Annotated in this window: 18 protein-coding genes; 11 read left to right on the forward strand and 7 right to left on the reverse strand. The window is 71.3% G+C overall.

Annotated elements, in window-relative coordinates; genetic code table 11:
• Window positions 1-12: 12 nt before the first annotated feature.
• The 4 genes from QM792_RS02475 (at window position 13) to QM792_RS02490 (ending at window position 4,775) form a co-directional block, all read left to right on the forward strand.
• Window positions 13-1,200 carry an ABC transporter substrate-binding protein gene (locus QM792_RS02475; RefSeq protein ID WP_415147595.1) on the forward strand — a complete coding sequence of 396 codons (1,188 nt, stop codon included), beginning with the start codon at window positions 13-15 and terminating at the stop codon, window positions 1,198-1,200.
• A 158-nt stretch (window positions 1,201-1,358) separates the two neighbouring features.
• Window positions 1,359-2,183 (forward strand): ABC transporter ATP-binding protein, encoded by an 825-nt coding sequence (locus tag QM792_RS02480; RefSeq protein ID WP_415147596.1) that lies wholly within the window; start codon window positions 1,359-1,361, stop codon window positions 2,181-2,183.
• Window positions 2,180-3,979: an AMP-dependent synthetase/ligase gene (locus QM792_RS02485; protein ID WP_415147597.1), complete on the forward strand. Its 1,800-nt coding sequence runs from the start codon at window positions 2,180-2,182 to the stop codon at window positions 3,977-3,979. The genes QM792_RS02480 and QM792_RS02485 overlap by 4 nt, the downstream gene beginning before the upstream one ends.
• A 10-nt stretch (window positions 3,980-3,989) precedes the next feature.
• Window positions 3,990-4,775 (forward strand): enoyl-CoA hydratase/isomerase family protein, encoded by a 786-nt coding sequence (locus QM792_RS02490; protein WP_415147598.1) that lies wholly within the window; start codon window positions 3,990-3,992, stop codon window positions 4,773-4,775.
• A gap of 23 nt (window positions 4,776-4,798) precedes the next feature.
• Here QM792_RS02490 and QM792_RS02495 read toward each other — a convergent pair whose 3' ends face one another.
• Both QM792_RS02495 and QM792_RS02500 read right to left on the reverse strand, forming a co-directional pair.
• Window positions 4,799-5,887: a Rieske 2Fe-2S domain-containing protein gene (locus QM792_RS02495; RefSeq protein ID WP_415147599.1), complete on the reverse strand. Its 1,089-nt coding sequence runs from the start codon at window positions 5,885-5,887 to the stop codon at window positions 4,799-4,801.
• A gap of 14 nt (window positions 5,888-5,901) precedes the next feature.
• Window positions 5,902-7,083 carry an ABC transporter substrate-binding protein gene (locus QM792_RS02500; protein WP_415147600.1) on the reverse strand — a complete coding sequence of 394 codons (1,182 nt, stop codon included), beginning with the start codon at window positions 7,081-7,083 and terminating at the stop codon, window positions 5,902-5,904.
• Window positions 7,084-7,201: 118 nt separating this feature from the next.
• Between QM792_RS02500 and QM792_RS02505 the strand changes: the two genes are divergently transcribed.
• Window positions 7,202-7,669, forward strand: a complete 468-nt coding sequence (locus tag QM792_RS02505) for a MarR family winged helix-turn-helix transcriptional regulator (RefSeq protein WP_415147601.1) — start codon at window positions 7,202-7,204, stop codon at window positions 7,667-7,669.
• A gap of 36 nt (window positions 7,670-7,705) precedes the next feature.
• Here QM792_RS02505 and QM792_RS02510 read toward each other — a convergent pair whose 3' ends face one another.
• Entirely contained in the window at window positions 7,706-9,121 is a 1,416-nt protein-coding gene (locus QM792_RS02510; RefSeq protein WP_415147602.1) for an FAD-binding oxidoreductase, read from the reverse strand.
• Window positions 9,122-9,156: 35 nt separating this feature from the next.
• Between QM792_RS02510 and QM792_RS02515 the strand changes: the two genes are divergently transcribed.
• Window positions 9,157-9,735, forward strand: a complete 579-nt coding sequence (locus tag QM792_RS02515) for a cob(I)yrinic acid a,c-diamide adenosyltransferase (protein WP_415147603.1) — start codon at window positions 9,157-9,159, stop codon at window positions 9,733-9,735.
• A 10-nt stretch (window positions 9,736-9,745) separates the two neighbouring features.
• On the opposite strand, the gene QM792_RS02520 is transcribed toward QM792_RS02515, so the two are convergent.
• The gene (locus tag QM792_RS02520) at window positions 9,746-12,349 is read right to left on the reverse strand and encodes a cation-translocating P-type ATPase (protein ID WP_415147604.1); all 2,604 of its coding nucleotides are present in this window, start codon (window positions 12,347-12,349) and stop codon (window positions 9,746-9,748) included.
• A 112-nt stretch (window positions 12,350-12,461) separates the two neighbouring features.
• Between QM792_RS02520 and QM792_RS02525 the strand changes: the two genes are divergently transcribed.
• Window positions 12,462-15,131: a bifunctional acetate--CoA ligase family protein/GNAT family N-acetyltransferase gene (locus tag QM792_RS02525; protein WP_415147605.1), complete on the forward strand. Its 2,670-nt coding sequence runs from the start codon at window positions 12,462-12,464 to the stop codon at window positions 15,129-15,131.
• A 4-nt stretch (window positions 15,132-15,135) separates the two neighbouring features.
• Here the strand turns inward: QM792_RS02525 and QM792_RS02530 are convergent, their stop codons facing one another.
• Window positions 15,136-16,251 carry a 3-deoxy-7-phosphoheptulonate synthase gene (locus QM792_RS02530; RefSeq protein WP_415147606.1) on the reverse strand — a complete coding sequence of 372 codons (1,116 nt, stop codon included), beginning with the start codon at window positions 16,249-16,251 and terminating at the stop codon, window positions 15,136-15,138.
• A gap of 189 nt (window positions 16,252-16,440) precedes the next feature.
• Entirely contained in the window at window positions 16,441-17,916 is a 1,476-nt protein-coding gene (gene tldD / locus QM792_RS02535; protein WP_415147607.1) for a metalloprotease TldD, read from the reverse strand.
• 155 nt (window positions 17,917-18,071) lie between these two features.
• Between tldD and QM792_RS02540 the strand changes: the two genes are divergently transcribed.
• A complete protein-coding gene (locus QM792_RS02540; protein ID WP_415147608.1) occupies window positions 18,072-18,395 on the forward strand; it encodes a hypothetical protein in 324 nt (107 codons plus the stop codon).
• A gap of 5 nt (window positions 18,396-18,400) precedes the next feature.
• On the opposite strand, the gene rsmI is transcribed toward QM792_RS02540, so the two are convergent.
• Window positions 18,401-19,324, reverse strand: a complete 924-nt coding sequence (gene rsmI / locus QM792_RS02545; protein WP_415147609.1) for a 16S rRNA (cytidine(1402)-2'-O)-methyltransferase — start codon at window positions 19,322-19,324, stop codon at window positions 18,401-18,403.
• Between rsmI and QM792_RS02550 the strand changes: the two genes are divergently transcribed.
• From QM792_RS02550 to QM792_RS02560, 3 genes are all read left to right on the forward strand, one after another.
• On the forward strand, window positions 19,314-19,700 hold the full coding sequence (locus QM792_RS02550; protein WP_415147610.1) for a YraN family protein: 387 nt from the start codon (window positions 19,314-19,316) through the stop codon (window positions 19,698-19,700). The two genes, rsmI and QM792_RS02550, sit on opposite strands and share 11 nt — an antisense overlap.
• Window positions 19,701-19,766: 66 nt before the next feature.
• Window positions 19,767-20,363: a phosphoheptose isomerase gene (locus QM792_RS02555; protein WP_415147611.1), complete on the forward strand. Its 597-nt coding sequence runs from the start codon at window positions 19,767-19,769 to the stop codon at window positions 20,361-20,363.
• Window positions 20,360-20,998, forward strand: coding sequence for a BON domain-containing protein (locus tag QM792_RS02560; RefSeq protein WP_415147612.1), 639 nt, complete (start codon window positions 20,360-20,362; stop codon window positions 20,996-20,998). The genes QM792_RS02555 and QM792_RS02560 overlap by 4 nt, the downstream gene beginning before the upstream one ends.
• Window positions 20,999-21,042 lie beyond the last annotated feature (44 nt).

Below are 21,042 nucleotides of genomic sequence, written 5' to 3' on the forward strand. Positions count from 1 at the left end.
AAGGAGACAACCATGGCACAGCAAGCACAACACATTTCCACCCGCCGCCGCGGCCTGCTGCTGGGCGCGGCCGGCGCCGCCGCGCTCACGCATCCGCTGGCCGTGCTGGCGCAGGGCAGCGAGGACATCGTCATCGGCGGCTCGATCCCGATGACCGGCGTGTTCGCCTTCGCCGGCGTGGGCATCAACGCCGGTATCCAGGACTACGTGAAGATCGTCAACGACGCCGGCGGCATCAAGGGCCGCAAGCTGCGCTACGTGCCCGAGGACACCGCCTACAAGGTGGATGTCTCGGTGGCCACCTTCAAGAAGATCACCAGCCAGAACAAGGTCAACCTGTACTACGGCGACTCGACCGGCTTCTCCAAGACCATCAACCCCGAGCTGGACCGCAACGGCAACATCCTGATGGCCGGCGCCTCGTTCGCCACCGAGCTGAACGACCCGAAGAAGTATCCCCACCAGTTCCTGGTCGGGCCCGACTACACCGAGATGTTCGGCATCCTGCTGCGCCACATCGCCAAGGAGAAGCCCGGCGCCAAGGTGGCCTTCGTCTACTCCGACTCGGAGTTCGGGCGCGACCCGATCGAGTCCAGCGAGGCGCTGGCCAAGCAGCTCGGGCTGTCGGTGCCGATCAAGATCATGACGCCGGCCGGCAGCGTGGACGTGTCCACCGAGGTCATCAAGCTGCGCCGCGCCGCGCCCGACTACACCATCTTCCACGGCTACGTGCTGGCGCCCATTCCCGAGTTCGTCACCCAGGGCAAGCAGCAGGGCATGACCAGCAAGTGGATGGGCACCTTCTGGACCATGGACAGCTCGACCGTGATGAAGATGGGCCCCGACGGCGACGGCTTCATGGGCGTGATGCCCTACCGCTACTACTACGACACCGAGAAGGCGCCGATGCTGGAGAAGATCCGCGCGATGCGCCCGGAGTACCAGAGCACGGCCTACCTCCAAGGCTTCCTGGCCGCGATGCTGTTCACCGAATCGGCCAGGCGCTGCCTCGACGCCGGCCAGCCGCTGAACGGCAAGAACCTCAAGGCGGCGCTGAACACGATCAAGGACTTCGACACCGGCGGCCTGATCGGCGTGCCCATCACGATCAGCGGCAACTCGATCCCGGTGGGCCGCGTCTACCGCGCCGACATGAAGGCGCAGAAGATGGTGCCCGCCTCCGACTGGATAAAACTGTGAGCCCCCACGCTCCCTCCCGGTCGCTGCCCCCCGAGGGGGCGCCTTGCTACGGACCGGCAAAGCCGGATCCGTGCAAGTGCTCGGTTTGGGCTCGCTGTGCGCGTTGCGGATGGCGTGCGGCGTCATGGCCAACTGAATCCTGAAGTTCCTTGCTTGCCATGAGCCAGCCCCTCGCCACGGACAGGGTCCTCGAAGTCAACAACATCGAGGTCGTCTACAACAAGGCCGTGCAGGCCCTGCGCGGCCTGTCGCTGGCCGTGCCGCGCGGGCAGATCGTGGCGCTGCTGGGCAGCAACGGCGCCGGCAAGAGCACCACGCTGAAAGCCGTCTCGGGCCTGCTCGCGCTGGAGAACGGCGAGCTGGAGTCCGGCGCGGTGATGTTCAAGGGCCGCAGCACCGCCGCGTTCGCGCCGCAGGAGCTGGTGCGCCAGGGCCTGTCGCACGTGATGGAGGGGCGCCGCGTGTTCGAGGACCTGACGGTGGAGGAGAACCTGGTGGCCGCCAGCTACGCGCTGACCGGCCGGGGTCGAACGGCGAAGCCCGACTTCGACCTCGTCTACGGCTACTTCCCGCGCCTGCACGAGCGGCGCAAGGGCCTGGCCGGCTACCTCTCGGGCGGCGAGCAGCAGATGCTGGCCATCGGCCGCGCGCTGATCGCCGAGCCGGACCTGATGCTGCTCGACGAACCCTCGCTGGGGCTGAGCCCCAAGCTCACCGAGGACATCTTCGGCATCATCGCGCGCATCAACGCCGAGCGCGGCACCAGCATGCTGCTGGTGGAGCAGAACGCCACCGTGGCGCTGGCCGTGGCGCATGCCGGCTACATCATGGAGAACGGCCGCATCGTCATCGACGGCAGCGCCGAGCGCCTGGCCAACGACCCCGACGTGCGCGAGTTCTACCTCGGCATGGGCGGCGGCGGCGAAGCCAGGAGCTTCAAGAACATCAAGCACTACAAGCGCCGCAAGCGCTGGCTGTCATGAGCCTGCCCGAGCTGACGCTGCCCCAGATGCTGCGTGAGCGCGCGCGCAGCGACGCCGCGCGCGTGGCCATCCGGCAGAAGGACTTCGGCATCTGGAAGCCGGTCACCTGGGCGCAGTACCACGAGCGCGCCTGCCACTTCGGCCGCGGCCTGGCGGCGCTGGGGCTGTCGGCCGGCGGCCACGTCGGCGTGATCGCCGAGAACCGCATCGAATGGGTGCTGGCGCAGATGGGCGCCGGCCTGGTCGGCGCCATCACCGTGGGCGTGTACCCCACCAGCCCGACGCCCGAGGTGGCCTACGTCGTGGGCCATGCCGACATCGAGATCATGGTCTGCGAAGACCAGGAGCAGACCGACAAGCTGCTGGAGGCGCTGCCCGAGCTGCCGCGGCTGAAGAAGATCATCGTGATGGAGACCAAGGGCCTGCGCAGCTTCGCGCCCGAGGCGCGCGCGCTGATCGCCACCTTCGACGAAGTGGAACGGCTCGGCGCCGCCAGCGGCAACGCCGCCGTGATCGACGCGGCGCTGGCGCGCCAGACGCTGGACGACATCGGCCTGATGATCTACACCTCGGGTTCCACCGGCAAGCCCAAGGGCGCGATGATCTCGTGGCGCAACATGCGCGGCGTGGTGCCCGGCATCGTCGAGCGGCTGCAGCTCGACGCGGCCACCACGCACCTGTCCTACCTGCCGCTGTGCCACGTGGCCGAGCAGATGCTGACCACCTTCTGCCCGGTCTACCTGGGTTCGCAGGTCAACTTCGGCGAGTCGATCCGCACCGTGCAGGAAGACCTGCGCGAAGTCGCGCCCAGCATGTTCCTCGGCGTGCCGCGCATCTGGGAGAAGCTGCACGCGGCGATCAACATCAAGATGATGGAGACCGGCCGGCTGCGCCGCGCGCTGTTCGAGCGCGCCTTCGCCGCCTGCACGCCGCTGGCCGAGAAGCCGCGCGGCCAGTGGACGCCGGGCGAGCGGCTGCGCTTCTTCATCGCCTACTGGCTGGTGTTCCGCGCGCTGCAGAACTTCATCGGCCTGCGCGAAGCGCGCGTCGCGCTCACCGGTGCCGCGCCCATTCCGCCCGACGTGGTGCGCTGGTTCCGCGTGCTCGGCGTGCCGCTGGTCGAGGTCTACGGCCTGACCGAATCCACCGGCATGGTCACCGGCCACCGGCTGGAGCACGTGGTCGTCGGCACGGTCGGCCCGGTGACGCAGGGCGTGGCGTACCGCATTGCCGACACGGGCGAACTGCAGATCCGCGGCGAGATGGTCTTCGCGGGCTACTACAAGAACCCCGAAGCCAGCGCGCAAAGCATCCAGGACGGCTGGCTGCACACCGGCGACGTGGTGCAGGAGGTCGACGGCCAGATCAGAATCGTCGACCGCCTGAAGGACATCATGATCACCGCCGGCGGCAAGAACCTCACGCCGTCCGAGATCGAGAACACGATGAAGGGCAGCCCCTACATCAAGGAATGCATCATCGTCGCCGAGGGCCGCAAGTTCGTCGCCGCGCTGGTGCAGATCGACTACGAAACCGTCGGCAAATGGGCCGAGGCGCGGCGCATCCCGTTCACGCACTTCCGCTCGCTGGTGGAAACGCCGCAGGTGCGCGAACTGATAGACGCCGAGATCCGCCAGGGCAACGCGCGCCTGGCGCAGGTGGCGCAGATCCGCAAGTTCCACCTGCTGACCAAGGAGCTGGACCACGACGACGGCGAAGTCACCGCGACGATGAAGGTGCGGCGCTCTTCCATCTACAAGACCTACGGCGCCGAGATCGACGCGCTGTATCACTGACGAGGCGCCCATGGAATCCACCGCCTCCCCGCTGCGCGTGACGCGCGAAGGCGCCATCGTCACGCTGCAGTTCCACCGCCCCGAGGCGCTCAACGCCGTCGACGTACCGATGGCGCTCGCGCTGCGCGACGCGGCGCGCGACATCGCGGCCGACCGCGGCGTGCGAGCCGTCGTGCTGTGCGGCGCCGGCAAGGGCTTCATGGCCGGCGGCGACCTGCCCACGCTGCGCGCCGACCCCGCCGGCGGCGCGGCGGCGCTGCTGGGCCCGCTGAACGAAGCCGCGCTGCTGCTGGCCGGCATCGACGCGCCGCTGATCGCCAAGGTGCACGGCGTGGCCGCCGGCGCCGGCATGAGCCTGATGCTGCTGGCCGACTTCGTCCTGCTGGCCGAGGGCACGCGGCTGAACCTCGCCTACATCAACCTGGGCACGAGCTGCGACGTGGGCGCCTCCTGGGCGCTGCCGCGCCGCGTCGGCCTGCGCCACGCGCTGGAGATCGCGATGCTGGGCGAGACGCTCGGCGCGGAAGAGGCGCTGCGCCTGCAGCTCGTCAACCGCGTGCTGCCCGCCGCCGAGCTGGACGACGCCGTGCGGCAGCTCGCCGAACGCCTGGCCGCCGGGCCCACGGTGGCGCTGGGCCACATGCGCCGGCTGATGCGCGCCAGCTTCGACCGCAGCCTGGCCGAGCAGCTCGCCGCCGAGGCCGCGGCCTTCGACGCCTGCGCCCGTTCGGAAGACATGCCGCGCGGCATCGAGGCCTTCTTCGCCAAACGCAAGCCGCGCTTCGAGGGGCGCTGAGGCGGCGAGCGGGGCGCCGCGGCTCAGGCCATGCCGAGTTCCGGCGTGCTGTCCTCGATCATCGCCTGCGGCCGGTAGACGAATTCCGGATCCTCGCGTTCGCGTTCGAGCAGCGCCTCCAGCATGCGCCGCGCGCGGATCGGCGCCTCGTCGACCTTCATCGCCACGCGCGGCAGCGTGCCGCCGTGGCGGTCGATCTGCTTCTGCTGGATGCCGAGCACGACCATGTCCTCGTCGAAGGTCTGGGCGATGGCCTTGGCGATCGCTTCGGTCAGGCCCGCATCGTGCAGCCGCCGGTTGCGTGCCACCGACCAGAAGTAGTGCGTCGACTTCGTGGTCTCGGGCGTCAGCAGGTGCAGCACGTGGCTGCGGTAGGCGTCGTCGGGCGAGCCGCCGCGGGGGTAGACGCCGAAGTCGGTCATGCACAGCGAGGGCGCGAGGTAGACGGCCGTCTGCCAGCGGTTGATGCGGCCGTGGTGGTCGAGCACCATCGCGAAGAAGGGCGGCGGCTCGATGTCAGGCATCTCCCGGTGGGCGTGCAGCAGGCCCTCGCCCTTGACGCTGCACTTGACCGGGTAGCTGGGGATGCATTCCTCCTCGCCGTTGCCGATGGTGCGCAGGTGCACCCAGCTCTCGTGGCCGAGGTCCATCAGGTTGTCGACCGACAGGCGGAAGTCGGCCTCGATGTGGTGGTAGCCGCGCGAGGGCGTCCAGTCGGGGTGTTCGTTCCAGCGCAGGTCGGGGATCAGCGCGGCGTCGGCGCGCGCGGCCTCGCCCATCCAGATCCACAGCAGGCCGTGGCGCTGCACCAGCGGGAAGCTGCGCACGCAGGCCTGCGGCGGGATGTGCGCCTGGCCCGGCGCCAGCGTGCAGGCGCCGGTGACGCCGAAGCGCATGCCGTGGTAGCCGCACTGCAGCTCGTCGCCGACGCGCGTGCCGAAGGACAGCGGCATCAGCCGGTGCGGACACAGATCCTCCAGCGCGCCGATGCGGCCGTCGGAGTGGCGCAGCATCACCACCGGCACGTCGAGCAGGCGGCGCGCGACGACGCGGCCCTCGTCCAGCTCGTGCGCGAAGCCGGCCACGTACCAGGCGTTCTTCAGCCAGTTCATCGGCGCCCCCGGCGTCACTTGCGGCGGCCGGGGTCGTGGACCGCCTTCATCACGTCGAACTCGACGTTGTAGAACTCCCCGTTGCGGCGCTCGACGCGGCGGATGTAGACGTCCTGCACGATGTCGCGCGTCTGCGCGTCGATCACGACCGGGCCGCGCGGGCTCTCGAAGGACTGCCCCTTCATCGCGTCGAGCAGCGCGTCGCCGGCGGCGCCGTTGGTGGCCTGCAACGCCGAATAGATCATCCGCATGCCGTCGTAGGCCGCCACCGCCATGTAGTTCGGCCGCTTGCCGCCGTTGGCCTTGCGGTAGGCCTCGACGAACTTCTGGTTGGCGGCCGAGGGATGCGCCGCCGAGTAGTGGTGCGAGGTGACGACGCCCAGCGCCACGTCGCCCATGTCGTTGAGGATGTCGTCCTCGGTGACGTCGCCGGTGCCGATGAGCTTGATGCCCGCCTTGTCCAGCCCGCGCTCGGTGAACTGCTTCATGAAGGCCGACCCCACGCCGGCGGGCAGGAAGACGAACACCGCGTCGGGCTTGATGTCGCGCACCTTCTGCAGGAACGGCGCGAAGTCGGGGTTGCGCACCGGCACGCGGATGGCCTCGGTGACCTTGCCGCCCTGCTGCTCGAAGCGCTGCTTGAAGGCCGATTCGGCGTCGATGCCGGGGCCGTAGTCGCTGACCAGCGAGACGACGGTCTTCAGCCCGTTCTTCGGCGCCCATTCGGCGATGCCCAGCGTGACCTGCGGCAGCGTGAAGCTGCTGCGCACGAAGTACGGCGAGGCGTCGATCACGCTCGAGGTGGCGGCGACGAACACCACCGCCGGCGTCTTGCTCTGCGTGGCGACCGGCGCCGCCGACAGCGCCAGCGGCGTCAGCGAGAAGCCGCCGAGGATCTGCACCTTGTCGTTGACCACCAGCTCCTGCGCCAGGCGGCGCGACTGCTCGGGCACGCCGGCATCGTCCTTGATGACCAGCTCGACCTTCTTGCCGGCGACCCGGTCGCCGTGCTGCGCCTGGAACAGCCGCACGCCGGCCTCGAGCTGCCGGCCGGTGGAGGCGAACGGGCCGGTCATCGAGAAGATCAGCCCCACCTTCACCACGTCGCCCTGCGCCAGCGCGCCCAGCGGGGCGCCGGCCAGCGCCGAACCACCGCACAGCAGCGCGCAACGCGCCAGGAAGCTTCGCCTGCTCATCGTTTCTCCTTCGTCCGGGATGGATGCGGGTCGATGGACCCGATGCTGATAATAAGCATACTGTCTATCAGAATACCTAGAATCCGGGTAATCCCGTGCGGAGGCTGGACGGCTGGACATGAGCGAGCAATGGAAGAAGCTTGACCTGCGGGCTCAGCCCGGCCACTTCGCGCGGCGGGTTCACCAGCTCGCCGTCGCGCTGTTCGCGCAGGAGGTGTCGGAGCTGGGCCTGACGCCGGTGCAGTACTCGTCCTTGCAGACGATCTGCGACCAGCCGGGCATCGACCAGAAGACGCTGGCGACGACGATCGGCTACGACACCTCGACCATCGGCGGCGTGATCGACCGCCTCGAAGCGCGCGGGCTGGTGGCGCGCAACGTCTCGCCGCTGGACCGCCGGGCCCGGCTGATCACGCCGACCCGCAAGGGCGAACAGGTGCTGCAGGCCGTCGTGCCGCGCATGCTGAAGGCGCAGCAGCGCCTGCTGGCGCCGCTGGCGCCGGTGGAGCGCAAGGAATTCATGCGGCTGATGAAGCTGCTGATCGACGCCAACACCGAGCTGAGCAACATCCCGACCCGGGAGTGACGCTCGGGGGCCCCGGCCTGAGCGCCGCGCCGGCGCTCAGAGCGCGAAGATCTTCCCGGGATTCAGGATGTTCTTCGGGTCGAGCGCGCGCTTGAGCGTGCGCATCGTCTCGACCGCGCCCTCGCCCGCCTCGTCGACCAGGAAGCCCTGCTTGTGCAGCCCGATGCCGTGCTCGCCGGTGCAGGTGCCGCCCATCGCCAGCGCGCGGTGCACCAGGCGCTCGTTGAGCTGCTCGGCGGTGGCGCGCTCGGCCGGCACGGCGGGGTCGGTCAGGTAGGCGATGTGGAAGTTGCCGTCGCCGACGTGGCCGACGATGTAGTACGGCAGGCCGGCCTGCTGCGCGTCCGCCACCGCCTGGCTGATGCATTCGGTCAGGCGCGAGATCGGCACGCAGGTGTCGGTGGTGACGGTGCGGCAGCCCGGCTTCATCTGCATGCCGGCGAAGTAGGCGCGGTGGCGCGCCGTCCACAGCCGGGTGCGCTCCTCCGGCGTGGTGGCCCACTGGAAATCCTCGCCGCCGTGTTCGCGCGCGATCGCCTGCGCGGTCTCGGCCTGCTCCTGCACGCCCGCCGCGCTGCCGTGGAACTCCATCAGCAGCATCGGGCCTTCGCGCAGGTTCAGCTTGTCGTGGCGGTTGACCGCGCGCACCGCGTTCACGTCGAGCAGCTCGCAGCGGGCGATCGGCAGGCCGAGCTGGATCATCTGGATGGTGGTGTTCACCGCCGACTCGATGCGCTCGAACATCACGATGGCTGCCGAGATGGCCTCCGGGATCGGGTACAGCTTGAGCGTGATGCCGGTGATCACGCCCAGCGTGCCCTCGCTGCCGACCATCAGGCGCGTCAGGTCGTAGCCGGCGCTGCTCTTCTTCGCGCGCGTGCCGGTGCGTATCACCGCGCCGCTGGCCGTCACCACGGTCAGCGCGAGCACGTTCTCGCGCATCGTGCCGTAGCGCACCGCGTTCGTGCCGCTGGCGCGCGTGGCCGCCATGCCGCCCAGCGAGGCGTTGGCGCCCGGGTCGATGGGGAAGAACAGCCCGGTGTCGCGGATCTCGCGGTTGAGCTGCTCGCGCGTGACGCCGGGCTCGACGGTGACGGTCAGGTCTTCCGGGTTCACCTGCAGCACGCGGTTCATGCGCGACACGTCGATGCTGATGCCGCCCTGCACCGCGAGCAGGTGGCCTTCGAGCGAGGAGCCGACGCCGAACGGGATCACCGGCACCGCGTGGCGGTCGGCCAGCGCGACGGCGGCGGCCACCTCCTCGGTGCTCTCGCAGAACAGCACCGCGTCGGGCGGGCGCACGTCGAAGGGCGATTCGTCGCGGCCGTGCTGCTCGCGCACCGCCAGCGCGGTGCTGCAGCGCTCGCCGAAGCGCGCCTTCAGCGCGGCCAGCATGGCCTCGGGCACTTCGCGCGGCTCGACGCGCAGCGGCGGTTCGGTGGGGGCGTTCATGCGCTTCATTCTAGGCAGCGGCTTATATTCCGCCCATGGGACAACGCCTGACGCAGATCACCACCCGCACCGGCGACGACGGCAGCACCGGCCTGGGCGACGGCACGCGCGTGGCCAAGGACCATCTGCGCATCGCGGCGATGGGCGACGTCGACGAGCTGAACTCCCACCTCGGCGTGCTGCTGGCCGAACCGCTGCCCGACGCCGTGCGCGAGCTGCTGGTGGTGATCCAGCACGAGCTGTTCAACCTCGGCGGCGAGCTGTCGATTCCCGGCTACGCGCTGCTGAAGGACGAGGCCGTGCTGCGCCTGGACGAAGCGCTGGCGCAGCACAACGCCGCGCTGCCGCGGCTGCAGGAGTTCATCCTGCCGGCCGGCACGCGCAGCGCGGCGGTCGCGCACGTGTGCCGCGCGGTGGCGCGCCGCGCCGAGCGCGCGGTGGTGGCGCTGGGCCGCGCGGAGGCCGTGCGCGCCACGCCGCGCCACTACCTGAACCGCCTGTCCGACCTGCTGTTCGTGCTGGCGCGCGTGCTCAACCGCGCCAATCTCGACGGCCGCGGCGGCGACGACGTCTACTGGAAGAGCGAGAAGCTGGCGCGCGGCGGCGCCGAGTGACGGCCCGCCCTCATGCGCCGTGTTCGCCGCGCGAGCGCAGGTGCCGGCGCCAGCGCTTCTCGGCTTCCGCCGCGAGGTAGACGACGGCCGCCGCGCCGAAGCAGATGCCCAGCTCGTCGGCGTCCAGCGCCTCGGTCTTGAAGATCGGTTGCAGCACCGGCACGTAGATCGTCGCGAGCTGCAGCACGAAGGTCAGCAGCACCGCGCCGAGCAGCGGCAGGTTGGAGCTCAACCCCTGCCGCCACAGCGGATCGCGCTCGGAGCGCACCGCCATCACGTGCGCCATCTGCGAAAAGGTCAGCACGGTGAACACCATGGTCTGCCAGTGCGCGTGGCCGGTGGCCAGCGCCCAGGCCTGCACCGCCAGGCACAGGCCGCCGATCAGCAGGCCGATGAACAGCACGTGCTGCCACAGCCCGTCGGCGAACAGGCTCTCGCCGGGCGGGCGCGGCGGGCGCTTCATCACGCCGCGCTCGGCCGGCTCGGCGGCCAGCGCCAGGCCGGGCAGGCCGTCGGTGACGAGGTTGACCCACAGGATGTGGATCGGCAGCAGCGGGATCGGCAGCCCCAGCAGCGGCGCGAGGAACAGCGTCCAGATCTCGCCGGAGTTGCCCGTCATCGCGTAGCGCACGAACTTGCGGATGTTGTCGTAGATGCGACGGCCCTCGCGCACCGCGGCGACGATGGTGGCGAAGTTGTCGTCCAGCAGCACCAGGCTGGACGCCTCGCGCGCCACGTCGGTGCCGCCGCGGCCCATCGCCACGCCGATGTCGGCGCGCTTGAGCGCCGGCGCGTCGTTGACGCCGTCGCCGGTCATCGCGACGAAGCGGCCGAGCGATTGCAGCGCCTCGACGATGCGGATCTTCTGCGCCGGATCGACCCGCGCGTAGACGCGCACCTCGGCGCAGCGCGCGCGCAGCTCGGCGTCGTCCATGGCCGCGAGCATGGTGCCGGTGAGCACGCTGGCGTGCGCGTCGGCCACGATGCCCAGCCGCTGCGCGATGGCGCGCGCGGTGGCCGGGTGGTCGCCGGTGATCATCACCGGCGTGATGCCGGCGGCCAGGCAGTCGCGCACCGCCGCCTCGGCCTCGGGGCGCGGCGGGTCGATCAGCGCCACCAGGCCGACCAGCGCGAGCTCGCGCTCGACGATGTCCGCGCCGGCGCACAGGTCGGCGTCGCACAGCTCGCGGCGCGCGAAGGCCAGCACGCGCAGGCCTTGCGCGGCCAGTGTCTCGGCCTGGCGCATCGCGGCCTCGTGGTCGAGCGCCAGCGTGCCCTCGGCGCTCCAGCGCGCGGTGCAGCGCGGCAGCAGCGACTCGGGCGCGCCCTTGGTGTAGAGCACGTAGGCGTCGGCGCCCTCGTGCAGCGTGCTCATGCGCTTGCGCTCGGAGTCGAAGGGCAGCTCGGCGACGCGCGGCCGTTCGCGCGCCAGCGCCGCGGCGTCCACGCCGCCCTCGGTGGCCAGCGCGGCCAGCGCGGTCTCGGTCGGGTCGCCCTGCCAGGCGCCATCGGGGCCGCGCACCGCGTCGTTGCACAGCGCGGCGGCGCGCAGCGCCTCCTCGCGCGCCGCGCCGTCGGCGACGAGGCGCTCGGCGTGCATGCGGTTGAGCGTCAGCGTGCCGGTCTTGTCGCTGCAGATGGTGCTGACCGAGCCGAGCGTCTCCACCGAGGGCAGGCGCCGCACCAGCGCGTGCTGCGCCACCATGCGGCGCGCGCCCAGCGCCAACAGCACCGTCACCACCGCCGGCAGCGATTCGGGGATGGCCGCCACCGCCAGGCTCAGCGCCGTCAGCGCCATCAGCACCGGCGGCTCGCCGCGCAGCACGCCGATGGCGAAGATCAGCGCGCAGATCGCCAGCACCACCAGCGCGAGGCGCTTGCCGAAGGCCGCCAGGCGCTGCTGCAGCGGCGTCTGCGTCTCGCCGGCGCGGTCGAGCAGGCCGGCCACCTTGCCCAGCTCGGTGGCCATGCCGGTGGCCACCACCAGCCCGGTGCCGCGGCCGTGCGCGGCGGTGGTGCCCTTGAAGGCCATGTTGAGCCGGTCGCCCAGCGCCGCGCCGGCCTCGCGCAGCGTGCTCACGTGCTTGTCGACCGCCACCGACTCGCCGGTCAGCGCCGATTCGTCGATGCGCAACTGCGCGATCTCGATCAGCCGCAGGTCGGCCGGCACCTGGTTGCCGGCTTCGAGCAGCACGATGTCGCCCGGCACCAGTTGGCTGGCCGGCAGCAGCACGCGCTGCCCGCCGCGCAGCACCGTGGCGCGCGCCGCCGCGAGCTGCTGCAGCGCGGCCAGCGCGCGGTCGGCGCGCCAGGCCTGCACGAAGCCGATCAGCGCGTTGAGCAGCACGATCACGACGATCGCCAGCGTGTCGACCAGCTCGCCGATCAGCCCCGACACCACGGCCGCGGCGAGCAGCACCAGGATCATGAAGTCCTTGAACTGCTCGAGCAGCAGCGCGGCCGGCGTGCGGCGCGTGCCGCCGGCGATCTCGTTCGGGCCGTGCCGCACGGCGCGCAGCGCGGCCTGCGCGTCGTCCAGGCCGAGCGCCGGGTCGACGCCGTGTTCGCGCGCCAGGTCGTCGGCGTCGCGCAGGTGCCAGTGGGTCGTGTGCATCGGACGATTCTGGGCGCGCGGCGGCCTCGGCGCCGCATCGGCGCGGCTTCGCTTGACCGGCATCAACCACAGGGGCGAGGATCGTCACGAAGCCACGCCATCATCGACCACCATGAGCATCCGACACCTCGACCATCTCCTCGCGCCCGCCTCGGTGGCCGTGATCGGCGCCTCGCAGCGCCCGGCCAGCGTCGGCGCCACGGTCTGGCGCAACCTGAACGGCAACGGCTTCACCGGGCGCTGCTACGCGGTCAACCCGAAGTACGCCGACTTCGACGGCGCGCGCGCCTACCCGAACGTCGCCGCGCTGCCCGAGGCGCCCGAACTGGCCATCGTCTGCACGCCGCCGGCCAGCGTGCCCGGGCTGGTCGCCGAGCTGGCCGCGGCCGGCACGCGCGCGGCGGTGGTGCTGACCGCCGGTCTCGACGCCGCGCAGCGCCAGGCGATGCTGGACGCCGCGCGGCCCAGCGTGCTGCGCATCCTCGGCCCCAACTGCATCGGCATGCTGGTGCCGCACCTGGGCCTGAACGCGAGCTTCGCGCACGTCGGCGCGCTGCCGGGCGAGCTCGCCTTCGTCACGCAGTCGGGCGCGCTGATGACGGCGATGCTCGACTGGTCGCGCTCGCGGCGCATCGGCTTCAGCCACCTCGTCTCGCTCGGCGAGCATGCCGACGTCGATTTCGGCGACATGCTCGACTACCTCGGCAGCGACGCGAAGACACGCGCCATCCTGCTGTACATCGAGTCGATCGAGGCGCCGCGCAAGTTCATGTCGGCGGCGCGCGCGGCGGCGCGCAACAAGCCGGTGATCGTCGTCAAGTCGGGCCGCTCGGCGCAGGGCCAGCGCGCCGCCGCCTCGCACACCGGCGCGCTGGCGGGCTCGGACATCGTCTACGACGCGGCGCTGGCGCGCGCCGGCATGCTGCGCGTCGACACGATGCAGCAGCTCTTCCTCGCCGCCGAGACGCTGACGCGCTTTCGCGCCAATCGCGGCGAGAAGCTCGTGATCCTCACCAACGGCGGCGGCGCCGGCGTGATGGCGGCCGACTGCGCCGAGCAGTTCGGCGTCGAGCTGGCCGAGCTGTCGCCCGCGACGATCGCCGCGCTCGATGCGCACATGCCGGCCAACTGGTCGCGCGGCAATCCGGTGGACATCATCGGCGACGCGCCGGCCGAGCGCTACGTGCGCGCGCTCGAAGCGATCAACGCCGACCCCGAGGCCGGCGCGGTGCTGTTCGTGCACGCGCCCACCGCGATCGTGCCCAGCGCCGAGATCGCGCGGGCGCTGGTGCCGCTGGCCAGCCAGAGCCCGCCGCGCGTGCTGGGCTGCTGGCTGGGCGGCGAGTCGGTCGAGGAGGCGCGTCAGATCTTCCGCGCCGCCGGCATCGCCGGCTTCGAGACGCCCGAGGAAGCGGTGCGCGCCTTCGAGATGCTGGTCACCTACCGGCGCAACCAGGCGCAGTTGATCGAGGCGGCGCCGGCGCGCCCGGAGCAGGCCGCCGAGCCCGATCTGAAATCGGTGCGCGCGCTGGTGCAGCAGGTGCTCGGCAGCGGCCGCGAGATGCTCGACGAGGCCGAGGCCAAGGCGGTGCTGGCCGCCTACGGCATCCCGGTGGTGGCGACGCTGCGCGTCGGGCCCGACCCGGCGGCGGCGGCCGAGGCGGCGCGCACGATCGGCTTCCCGGTGGTGATCAAGATCCTCAGCCCCGACATCAGCCACAAGTCCGACGTCGGCGGCGTGGTGCTCGGCCTGGACGGCCAGGCGCAGGTGCAGGCCGCCGCGGCCGACATGCTCGCGCGCGTGCGCGCGCAGCGCCCGGCGGCGCGCATCGCCGGCCTGACGGTGCAGGCGATGGTGCAGCGCCGCGCCGGCGCGCAGGAGCTAATCGTCGGCACCAGCATCGACCGCGCCTTCGGCCCGGTGATCCTGTTCGGCCAGGGCGGCACGGCGGTGGAGGTGCTGGCCGACCGAGCCGTCGCGCTGCCGCCGCTGAACGAGCCGCTGGCGCGCGCGCTGGTGGCGCGCACGCGCGTGGCCAGGCTGCTGCGCGGCTTCCGCGACACGCCGCCGGCCGACGAGGCCGCGCTGCTGCGCGTGCTGGTCGCGGTGTCGCAACTGCTGGCCGACGTGCCGCAGATCGCCGAGCTGGACATCAACCCGCTGATCGCCGACGCCGGCGGCGCGGTGGCGCTCGACGCGCGCATCCGCGTCAGCATGGCCGCGCCGGCCGGCGCGCTGAACTTCGCGATCCGGCCCTACCCGGCGCAGCTCGCGCAGAGCCTGGCGTGGCGCGGCCGGCGCCTGACGCTGCGGCCGGTGCGCCCGGAGGACGAGGCGCAGCACCTCGAATTCCTGCAGCACCTCGACCCGGAAGACGTGCGCCTGCGCGTCTTCTACAGCCGGCGCAGCATCGAGCGCACCGAGCTGGCGCGCCTGACGCAGATCGACTACGAGCGCGAGATGGCCTTCGTCGCCATCGAGCGCGACGCGCAGGGCGTCGAGCGCACGCTGGGCGTGGTGCGCGCCATCGCAGACCCCGACAACGTCGAGGCCGAGTTCGGCATCATCGTGCGCAGCGAGATGAAGGGCGAGGGCCTGGGCGAGCTGCTGATGAAGCAGATCATCGACTACCAGCGCGGGCGCGGCACGCGGCGCCTGGTCGCCACCGTGCTGTCCGAGAACACCCGCATGCTGCAGCTCGCGCGCGAACTCGGCTTCCGCGAGGAAGCGCACAAGCACGAGCCGGGCACGCGCTGGGTCGAGCTGGAACTCAACCCCTAGGCGTTCAGCGCTGGCGGCGCGCGCCGACCGCGCCGGCCAGCACCTCGAGCACCTGCAGTGAGTCGTCCCAGCCGATGCAGGCGTCGGTGATGCTGCGGCCGTAGTCGAGCCGGGCCGGATCGTCCTTGCCGGGGCTGAACTTCTGCGCGCCGGCGTGCAGGTGACTCTCGACCATCACGCCGAAGATGCAGCGCCCGCCGTCGCGCAACTGCTGCGCGATGTCGCGCGCCACGTCGAGCTGCTTCTCGTGCTGCTTGCTGCTGTTGGCGTGGCTGCAATCGACCATCAGCGCGCAGCCGAGCTTGGCGGCCTCGATCTCCTTGCAGGCCGCGGCCACGCTCGCCGCGTCGTAGTTGGGCGCCTTGCCGCCGCGCAGGATCACGTGGCAGTCCTTGTTGCCGCGCGTCTCGACGATGGACACCTGGCCGTTCTTGTGCACCGACAGGAAGTGGTGCGGCCGCGCCGCCGCCTGGATCGCGTCGGTGGCGATGCGGATGTTGCCGTCGGTGCCGTTCTTGAAGCCGATCGGCGCCGACAGCCCCGAGGCCAGCTCGCGGTGCACCTGGCTCTCGGTGGTGCGCGCGCCGATCGCGCCCCAGGAGATCAGGTCGCCGATGTACTGCGGCGAGATCACGTCGAGGAACTCGCTGCCGGCCGGCACGCCCAGGCGGTTGATCTCGACCAGCAACTGGCGCGCGATGCGCAGGCCCTCGTCGATGCGGTAGCTCTCGTCGAGGTAGGGGTCGTTGATCAGGCCCTTCCAGCCCACCGTGGTGCGCGGCTTCTCGAAGTACACGCGCATCACGATCTCCAGCCGGTCGGCGTACTTGTCGCGCTGCGCCTTGAGCTTGCGCGCGTAGTCGAGCGCGGCGACGGGGTCGTGGATAGAGCACGGCCCCATCACCACCAGCAGGCGGTCGTCCTTGCCGTTCATGATGTGGCGGATCGCCGAGCGGGTGTCGCCGATCAGCTTCTCCACCGGCGTGCCGGCGATCGGGAAGAAGCGGATCAGGTGTTCGGGCGGGGGCAAGGGAGTCACGTCCTTGATGCGTTGGTCGTCGGTCTGGCTGGTGCGCTCGGAGTGCGCATACCAACCCTCGGTGGCGGACTTGGTGGACATGGAAAGGACGGCTCCTCGTCGAAATCTCGGTCGAAAAAAAACCGCCGGGCGTGGGGCCCGGCGGTTTGTCTGGATTCGCTGCGCTGTCTTCGCTTATGCGCCTGCCTCTCCATCCGCCGGGCGGTGCGAGAACCAGAAGTACGCAAAAAAGAAGTTGCGCGAAGACATGGGCGGCACTCTACCACACGGCTACGCGGTGCCGCCCACCGTGAGTTTGTCGATGCGCAAAGTTGGCTGCCCCACGCCCACAGGCACGCTCTGGCCGTCCTTGCCGCACACGCCGATGCCGCTGTCCAGCGCCATGTCGTCGCCGATCGCGCTGACGCGCGTCAGCGCGTCCGGGCCGTTGCCGATGATGGTCGCGCCCTTCACCGGGTACTGGATGCGGCCGTTCTCGACCCAGTAGGCCTCGCTGGCCGAGAACACGAACTTGCCGCTGGTGATGTCGACCTGCCCGCCGCCGAAGTTGGTGGCGTACAGCCCGCGCTTCAGGCCGGCGACGATCTCCTCGGCCGGGCGCGTGCCGCCGAGCATGTAGGTGTTGGTCATGCGCGGCATCGGCACTGCGGCGTAGCTCTCGCGCCGGCCGTTGCCGGTGGGCTTCACCTTCATCAGCCGCGCGTTCATCGCGTCCTGGATGTAGCCCTTGAGGATGCCGTCCTCGATCAGCACGTTGCACTGCGAGGCATGGCCCTCGTCGTCGACGTTGAGCGATCCGCGCCGGTCGGGCAGGGTGCCGTCGTCGAGCACCGTCACGCCCCTGGCCGCGACGCGCTGGCCGATGCGGCCGGAGAACGCGCTCGAGCCCTTGCGGTTGAAGTCGCCCTCCAGCCCGTGGCCCACCGCCTCGTGCAGCAGCACGCCGGGCCAGCCGGGGCCGAGCACCACGCTCATCTCGCCGGCCTTGGCCGGGCGCGATTCGAGGTTCGTCAGCGCGGCGCGCACCGCCTTGTCGACGTACGCTTCGATCACGCCGTCGTGGAAGAAGCCGAAGCCGAAGCGCCCGCCGCCGCCCGAGCTGCCGACCTCGCGGCGCACCTGGCCGGCGATGGTCTGCTCGGCGATCACCGTCACCGACACGCGCACCAGCGGCCGCACGTCGGCGGCCAGCGTGCCGTCGGCGCGCGCCACCAGCACCACGTCGTATTCGCCGGCCAGGCCGGCCATCACCTGCGCGATGCGCGGGTCCTTGGCGCGCGCGAGCTTCTCGATGCGTTCGAGCAGCGCCACCTTCTGCGTGCTGTCGAGCGTGGCGATCGGGTCCATCGGCGCGTAGAGGATGCGGCTGGCGGCCACCTTGCGCGGCGCGTCCACCCTGATGCGCCGGCTCTGCCCGGCCGCGGCGATGCTGCGCACCGTCGCCGCGGCGTCGAGCAGCGCGGCCTCGGAGATGTCGTCGGAATAGGCGAAGGCGGTCTTCTCGCCGGCCACCGCGCGCACGCCCACGCCCTGGTCGATGCCGAAGCTGCCGCTCTTGACGATGCCTTCCTCCAGGCTCCAGCCCTCGCTGCGCGTGTACTGGAAATACAGGTCGGCGTCGTCGATGCGGTGCGTGGCGATGGTGGCCAGCGCCTTGGCGAGCGTCGCCTCGCTCAGCCCGAAGGGTTCGAGCAGCAGCGAACGCGCGATGGCCAGGCGTTCGATGGTCGGTTCGCGGGAGATCATGGCGGCGCGTCCTGGAGGGTTCGGGCCATTCTAGGAGCCGGCGTGCGGCGGAAGGCTTCGCGTGGCTTTACCTGGCTTTACGTGGCGACGGTGAACGATGCGCGCGGCACGCTCGTTGGAAGGCGGTCACTCACGACAACGAAAGGACACGCACCATGTTGAAGCTTCGCACCCTCGCCGCCGCTGCGCTGGCGCTGGCCGCCGCCGGCGCCTTCGCCGCCGCCGACACCCCGGGCGTCGACCAGCGCCAGGCGAACCAGGAAAAGCGCATCGACCAGGGCATCGCCTCGGGCCAGCTCAACAAGCGCGAGACGCACCGCCTCGAACGCGAGCAGCATGTCGTCGACCACGCCGAGAACAAGGCCAAGGCCGACGGCACCGTCACCCGCGCCGAGCGCCGCCGCCTGCACAAGATGCAGAACCACGCCAGCCGCGACATCCGCCGCCAGAAGCACGACGCGCAGACGGCCAAACCCTGATCCGGTCAGGCCTCGGCGTCCCGTTTGCGCGCCAGCGCGCGCGCGTACAGCGCGTTGCGCGGCGCGCCGGTCAGCTCCACGGCCAGCGCCACCGCCTGCTTGAGCGGCAGCGCGGCCAGCAGCGTGTCGAGCACGCGGTCGTGCGCCGCCAGCGCGGCGTCGGCGCCGGCCGCCGGCGCGCTCGCGGCGTGCAGCACCAGCACGAACTCGCCGCGCAGGCGGTTGCCGTCTTCGGCCAGCCAGCCGGGCAGCGCCGCGCAGCGCAGCGTGTGCACCGATTCGAACTGCTTGGTCAGCTCGCGGCACACCGTCAGCGTGCGCTCGCCGCAGGCCGCGGCGAGGTCGCGCGCCAGCGCCTCGATGCGGTGCGGCGCTTCGTAGACGATGGCGGTGCGCGCGTCGGCCGCGAGGGCTTGCAGCGCCGCGGCGCGCTCGCCGCCCTTGGCCGGCAGGAAGGCGTGGAACACGAAGCCCTGGCCGTTTGCGTCGCCGGCCACGCTCAGCGCCGCCGCCGCCGCGCTCGCGCCGGGCAGCGGAATGCAGCGCTGGCCGGCCGCGTTCACCGCCGCGACCAGCGCCGCGCCGGGGTCGCTGACGGCGGGCGTGCCGGCGTCGCTGACGAAGGCGATGCGCTCGCCGCGCGCCAGCCGCGCGATCACGCCGGCGGCGGCTTCGCGCTCGTTGTGCTCGTGCACCGCCAGCAGCGGCTTGTCGGCGATGCCCAGCGCGCGCAGCAGCGGCGCGCTGTGGCGCGTGTCCTCGCAGGCGACGGCGTCGGCCAGCGCCAGCAGGTGGATGGCGCGCAGGCTCAGGTCGGCGAGGTTGCCGATCGGCGTGGCGACGACGTAGAGTGCGCCGGCCGGATAACTCTGGCCACCGGCGGCGGCCGAAGCCGCCTGCCGCAGCAGCGAGGCGTCGATGGAGTTCACGGGAAAACGGCGGACGACGAAGGCGATCGGTGACGAAGGCGAGGCGCTCGCCCTTGCGCACCTGAAGCGCGCCGGGCTGGTGCTGGTGGAGCGCAATTATCGGGTCGCGCACGGCCCGCACGCGCGTGGCGGCGAGGTCGACCTGATTCTGCGCGAGCGCGACGGCACGCTGGTCTTCGCCGAAGTGCGCGCTCGCGCCGGCGCCGGCCACGGCGGCGCGGCCGCCAGCATAGGCGCGGCCAAGCAGCGCCGCATCGTGCTGGCCGCGCAGCACTACCTGATGCGCTGGGCCAGTCCGCCGCCTTGCCGCTTCGACGTGGTGGCGATAGACGCCGGGCGCGTCGAGTGGCTGCGTGGGGCGTTCGAGGCGGCCTGAGCGGGGCGCACCAGCGTGGTGAGCACGGAACTGTCAGGGTAAGCCCTTGTCTTATGATGCCCGCCCATGCTCGAACAACGCATCCAGCAGCAGTTCTTCGACAGCGCCGACCTCAAGTACGCCGCCGCCGAGATGCTCGCCAAGCCGATCGCCGACGCCGTCAACGCGGTGGTCGGCTGCATCACGGCCGGCGGCAAGGTGCTGGTGTGCGGCAACGGCGGCTCGGCGAGCAACGCGCAGCACTTCGCGGCCGGTTTCGTCGGCCGTTTCGAGCGCGAACGGCCTGGCCTCGCGGCGCTGGCGCTGAGCACCGACAGCGCGCTGCTCACCGCGGTGGGCAAGGACTACGGCTTCGACACGGTGTTCGCCAAGCAGGTGCAGGCGCTGGGCTCGCCCGGCGACGTGCTGCTGGCCATCAGCACCGGCGGCCAGTCGGGCGACGTGCTGGCGGCGGTGGACGCCGCCCGGGCCAAGGACATGACGGTGATCGCGCTGACCGGCCGCGGCGGCGGCCGGCTGCGCGAGCGCCTCGGCGAGACCGACGTGCACGTCTGCGTGCCGCACGAACGCGGCGCGCGCATCCAGGAGCTGCACCTGCTGGTGCTGCACTGCCTGTGCGACGCGGTCGACCTCCAGCTTCTGGGAGAACAGGACAACACATGACCCATCGACGCCTCTTCGCTCTTCGTCGCCCCGCCCTGCTGATCGCCGGCCTCGCCGCCGCGACGGCGCTCTCGGCCTGCGCGCCGCTGCTGGTCGGCGGCGCCGTGGTCGGCACCTCGATGGTGGTGACCGACCGCCGCACCTCGGGCACGCAGCTCGAGGACCAGTCCATCGAGATCAAGGGCCAGACGCGCGTGCGCGAGGCGGTCGGCGAGCGCGGCCACGTCACCATCACCAGCTACAACCGCAACCTGCTGCTGACCGGCGAGGTGGCCGCCGAGACCGACAAGGTGGCCGTCGAGCAGGCGGTCGCCAAGATCGAGGGCGTGCGCGCGGTGGTCAACGAGCTGGCGGTGATGGGCTCGTCGTCGATCGCCAGCCGCTCCAGCGACCTGGTGCTGACCAGCAAGGTCAAGGCGAGCTACGTCGACGCCAAGGACGTGTTCGCCAACGCCATCAAGGTCGTCACCGAGCGCGGCACCGTCTACCTGATGGGCCGCGTCACCGAGCGCGAGGCGACCCGCGCCACCGACATCGCGCGCGGCGTGCCGGGCGTGCAGAAGGTGGTGAAGGTCTTCGAGGTCATCACCGAGGCAGAGCTGGCCGAGATCCAGCCCAAGCAGGCCCAGAAATAGGGCCCCCAATCGCTTGCGCTCCTGCCCCCGAGGGGCGCCAGGCG

Origin of the sequence: Piscinibacter sp. (assembly GCF_047600445.1) — a bacterium.
In the GTDB taxonomy this organism is placed as follows: Bacteria; Pseudomonadota; Gammaproteobacteria; order Burkholderiales; family Burkholderiaceae_C; genus Piscinibacter.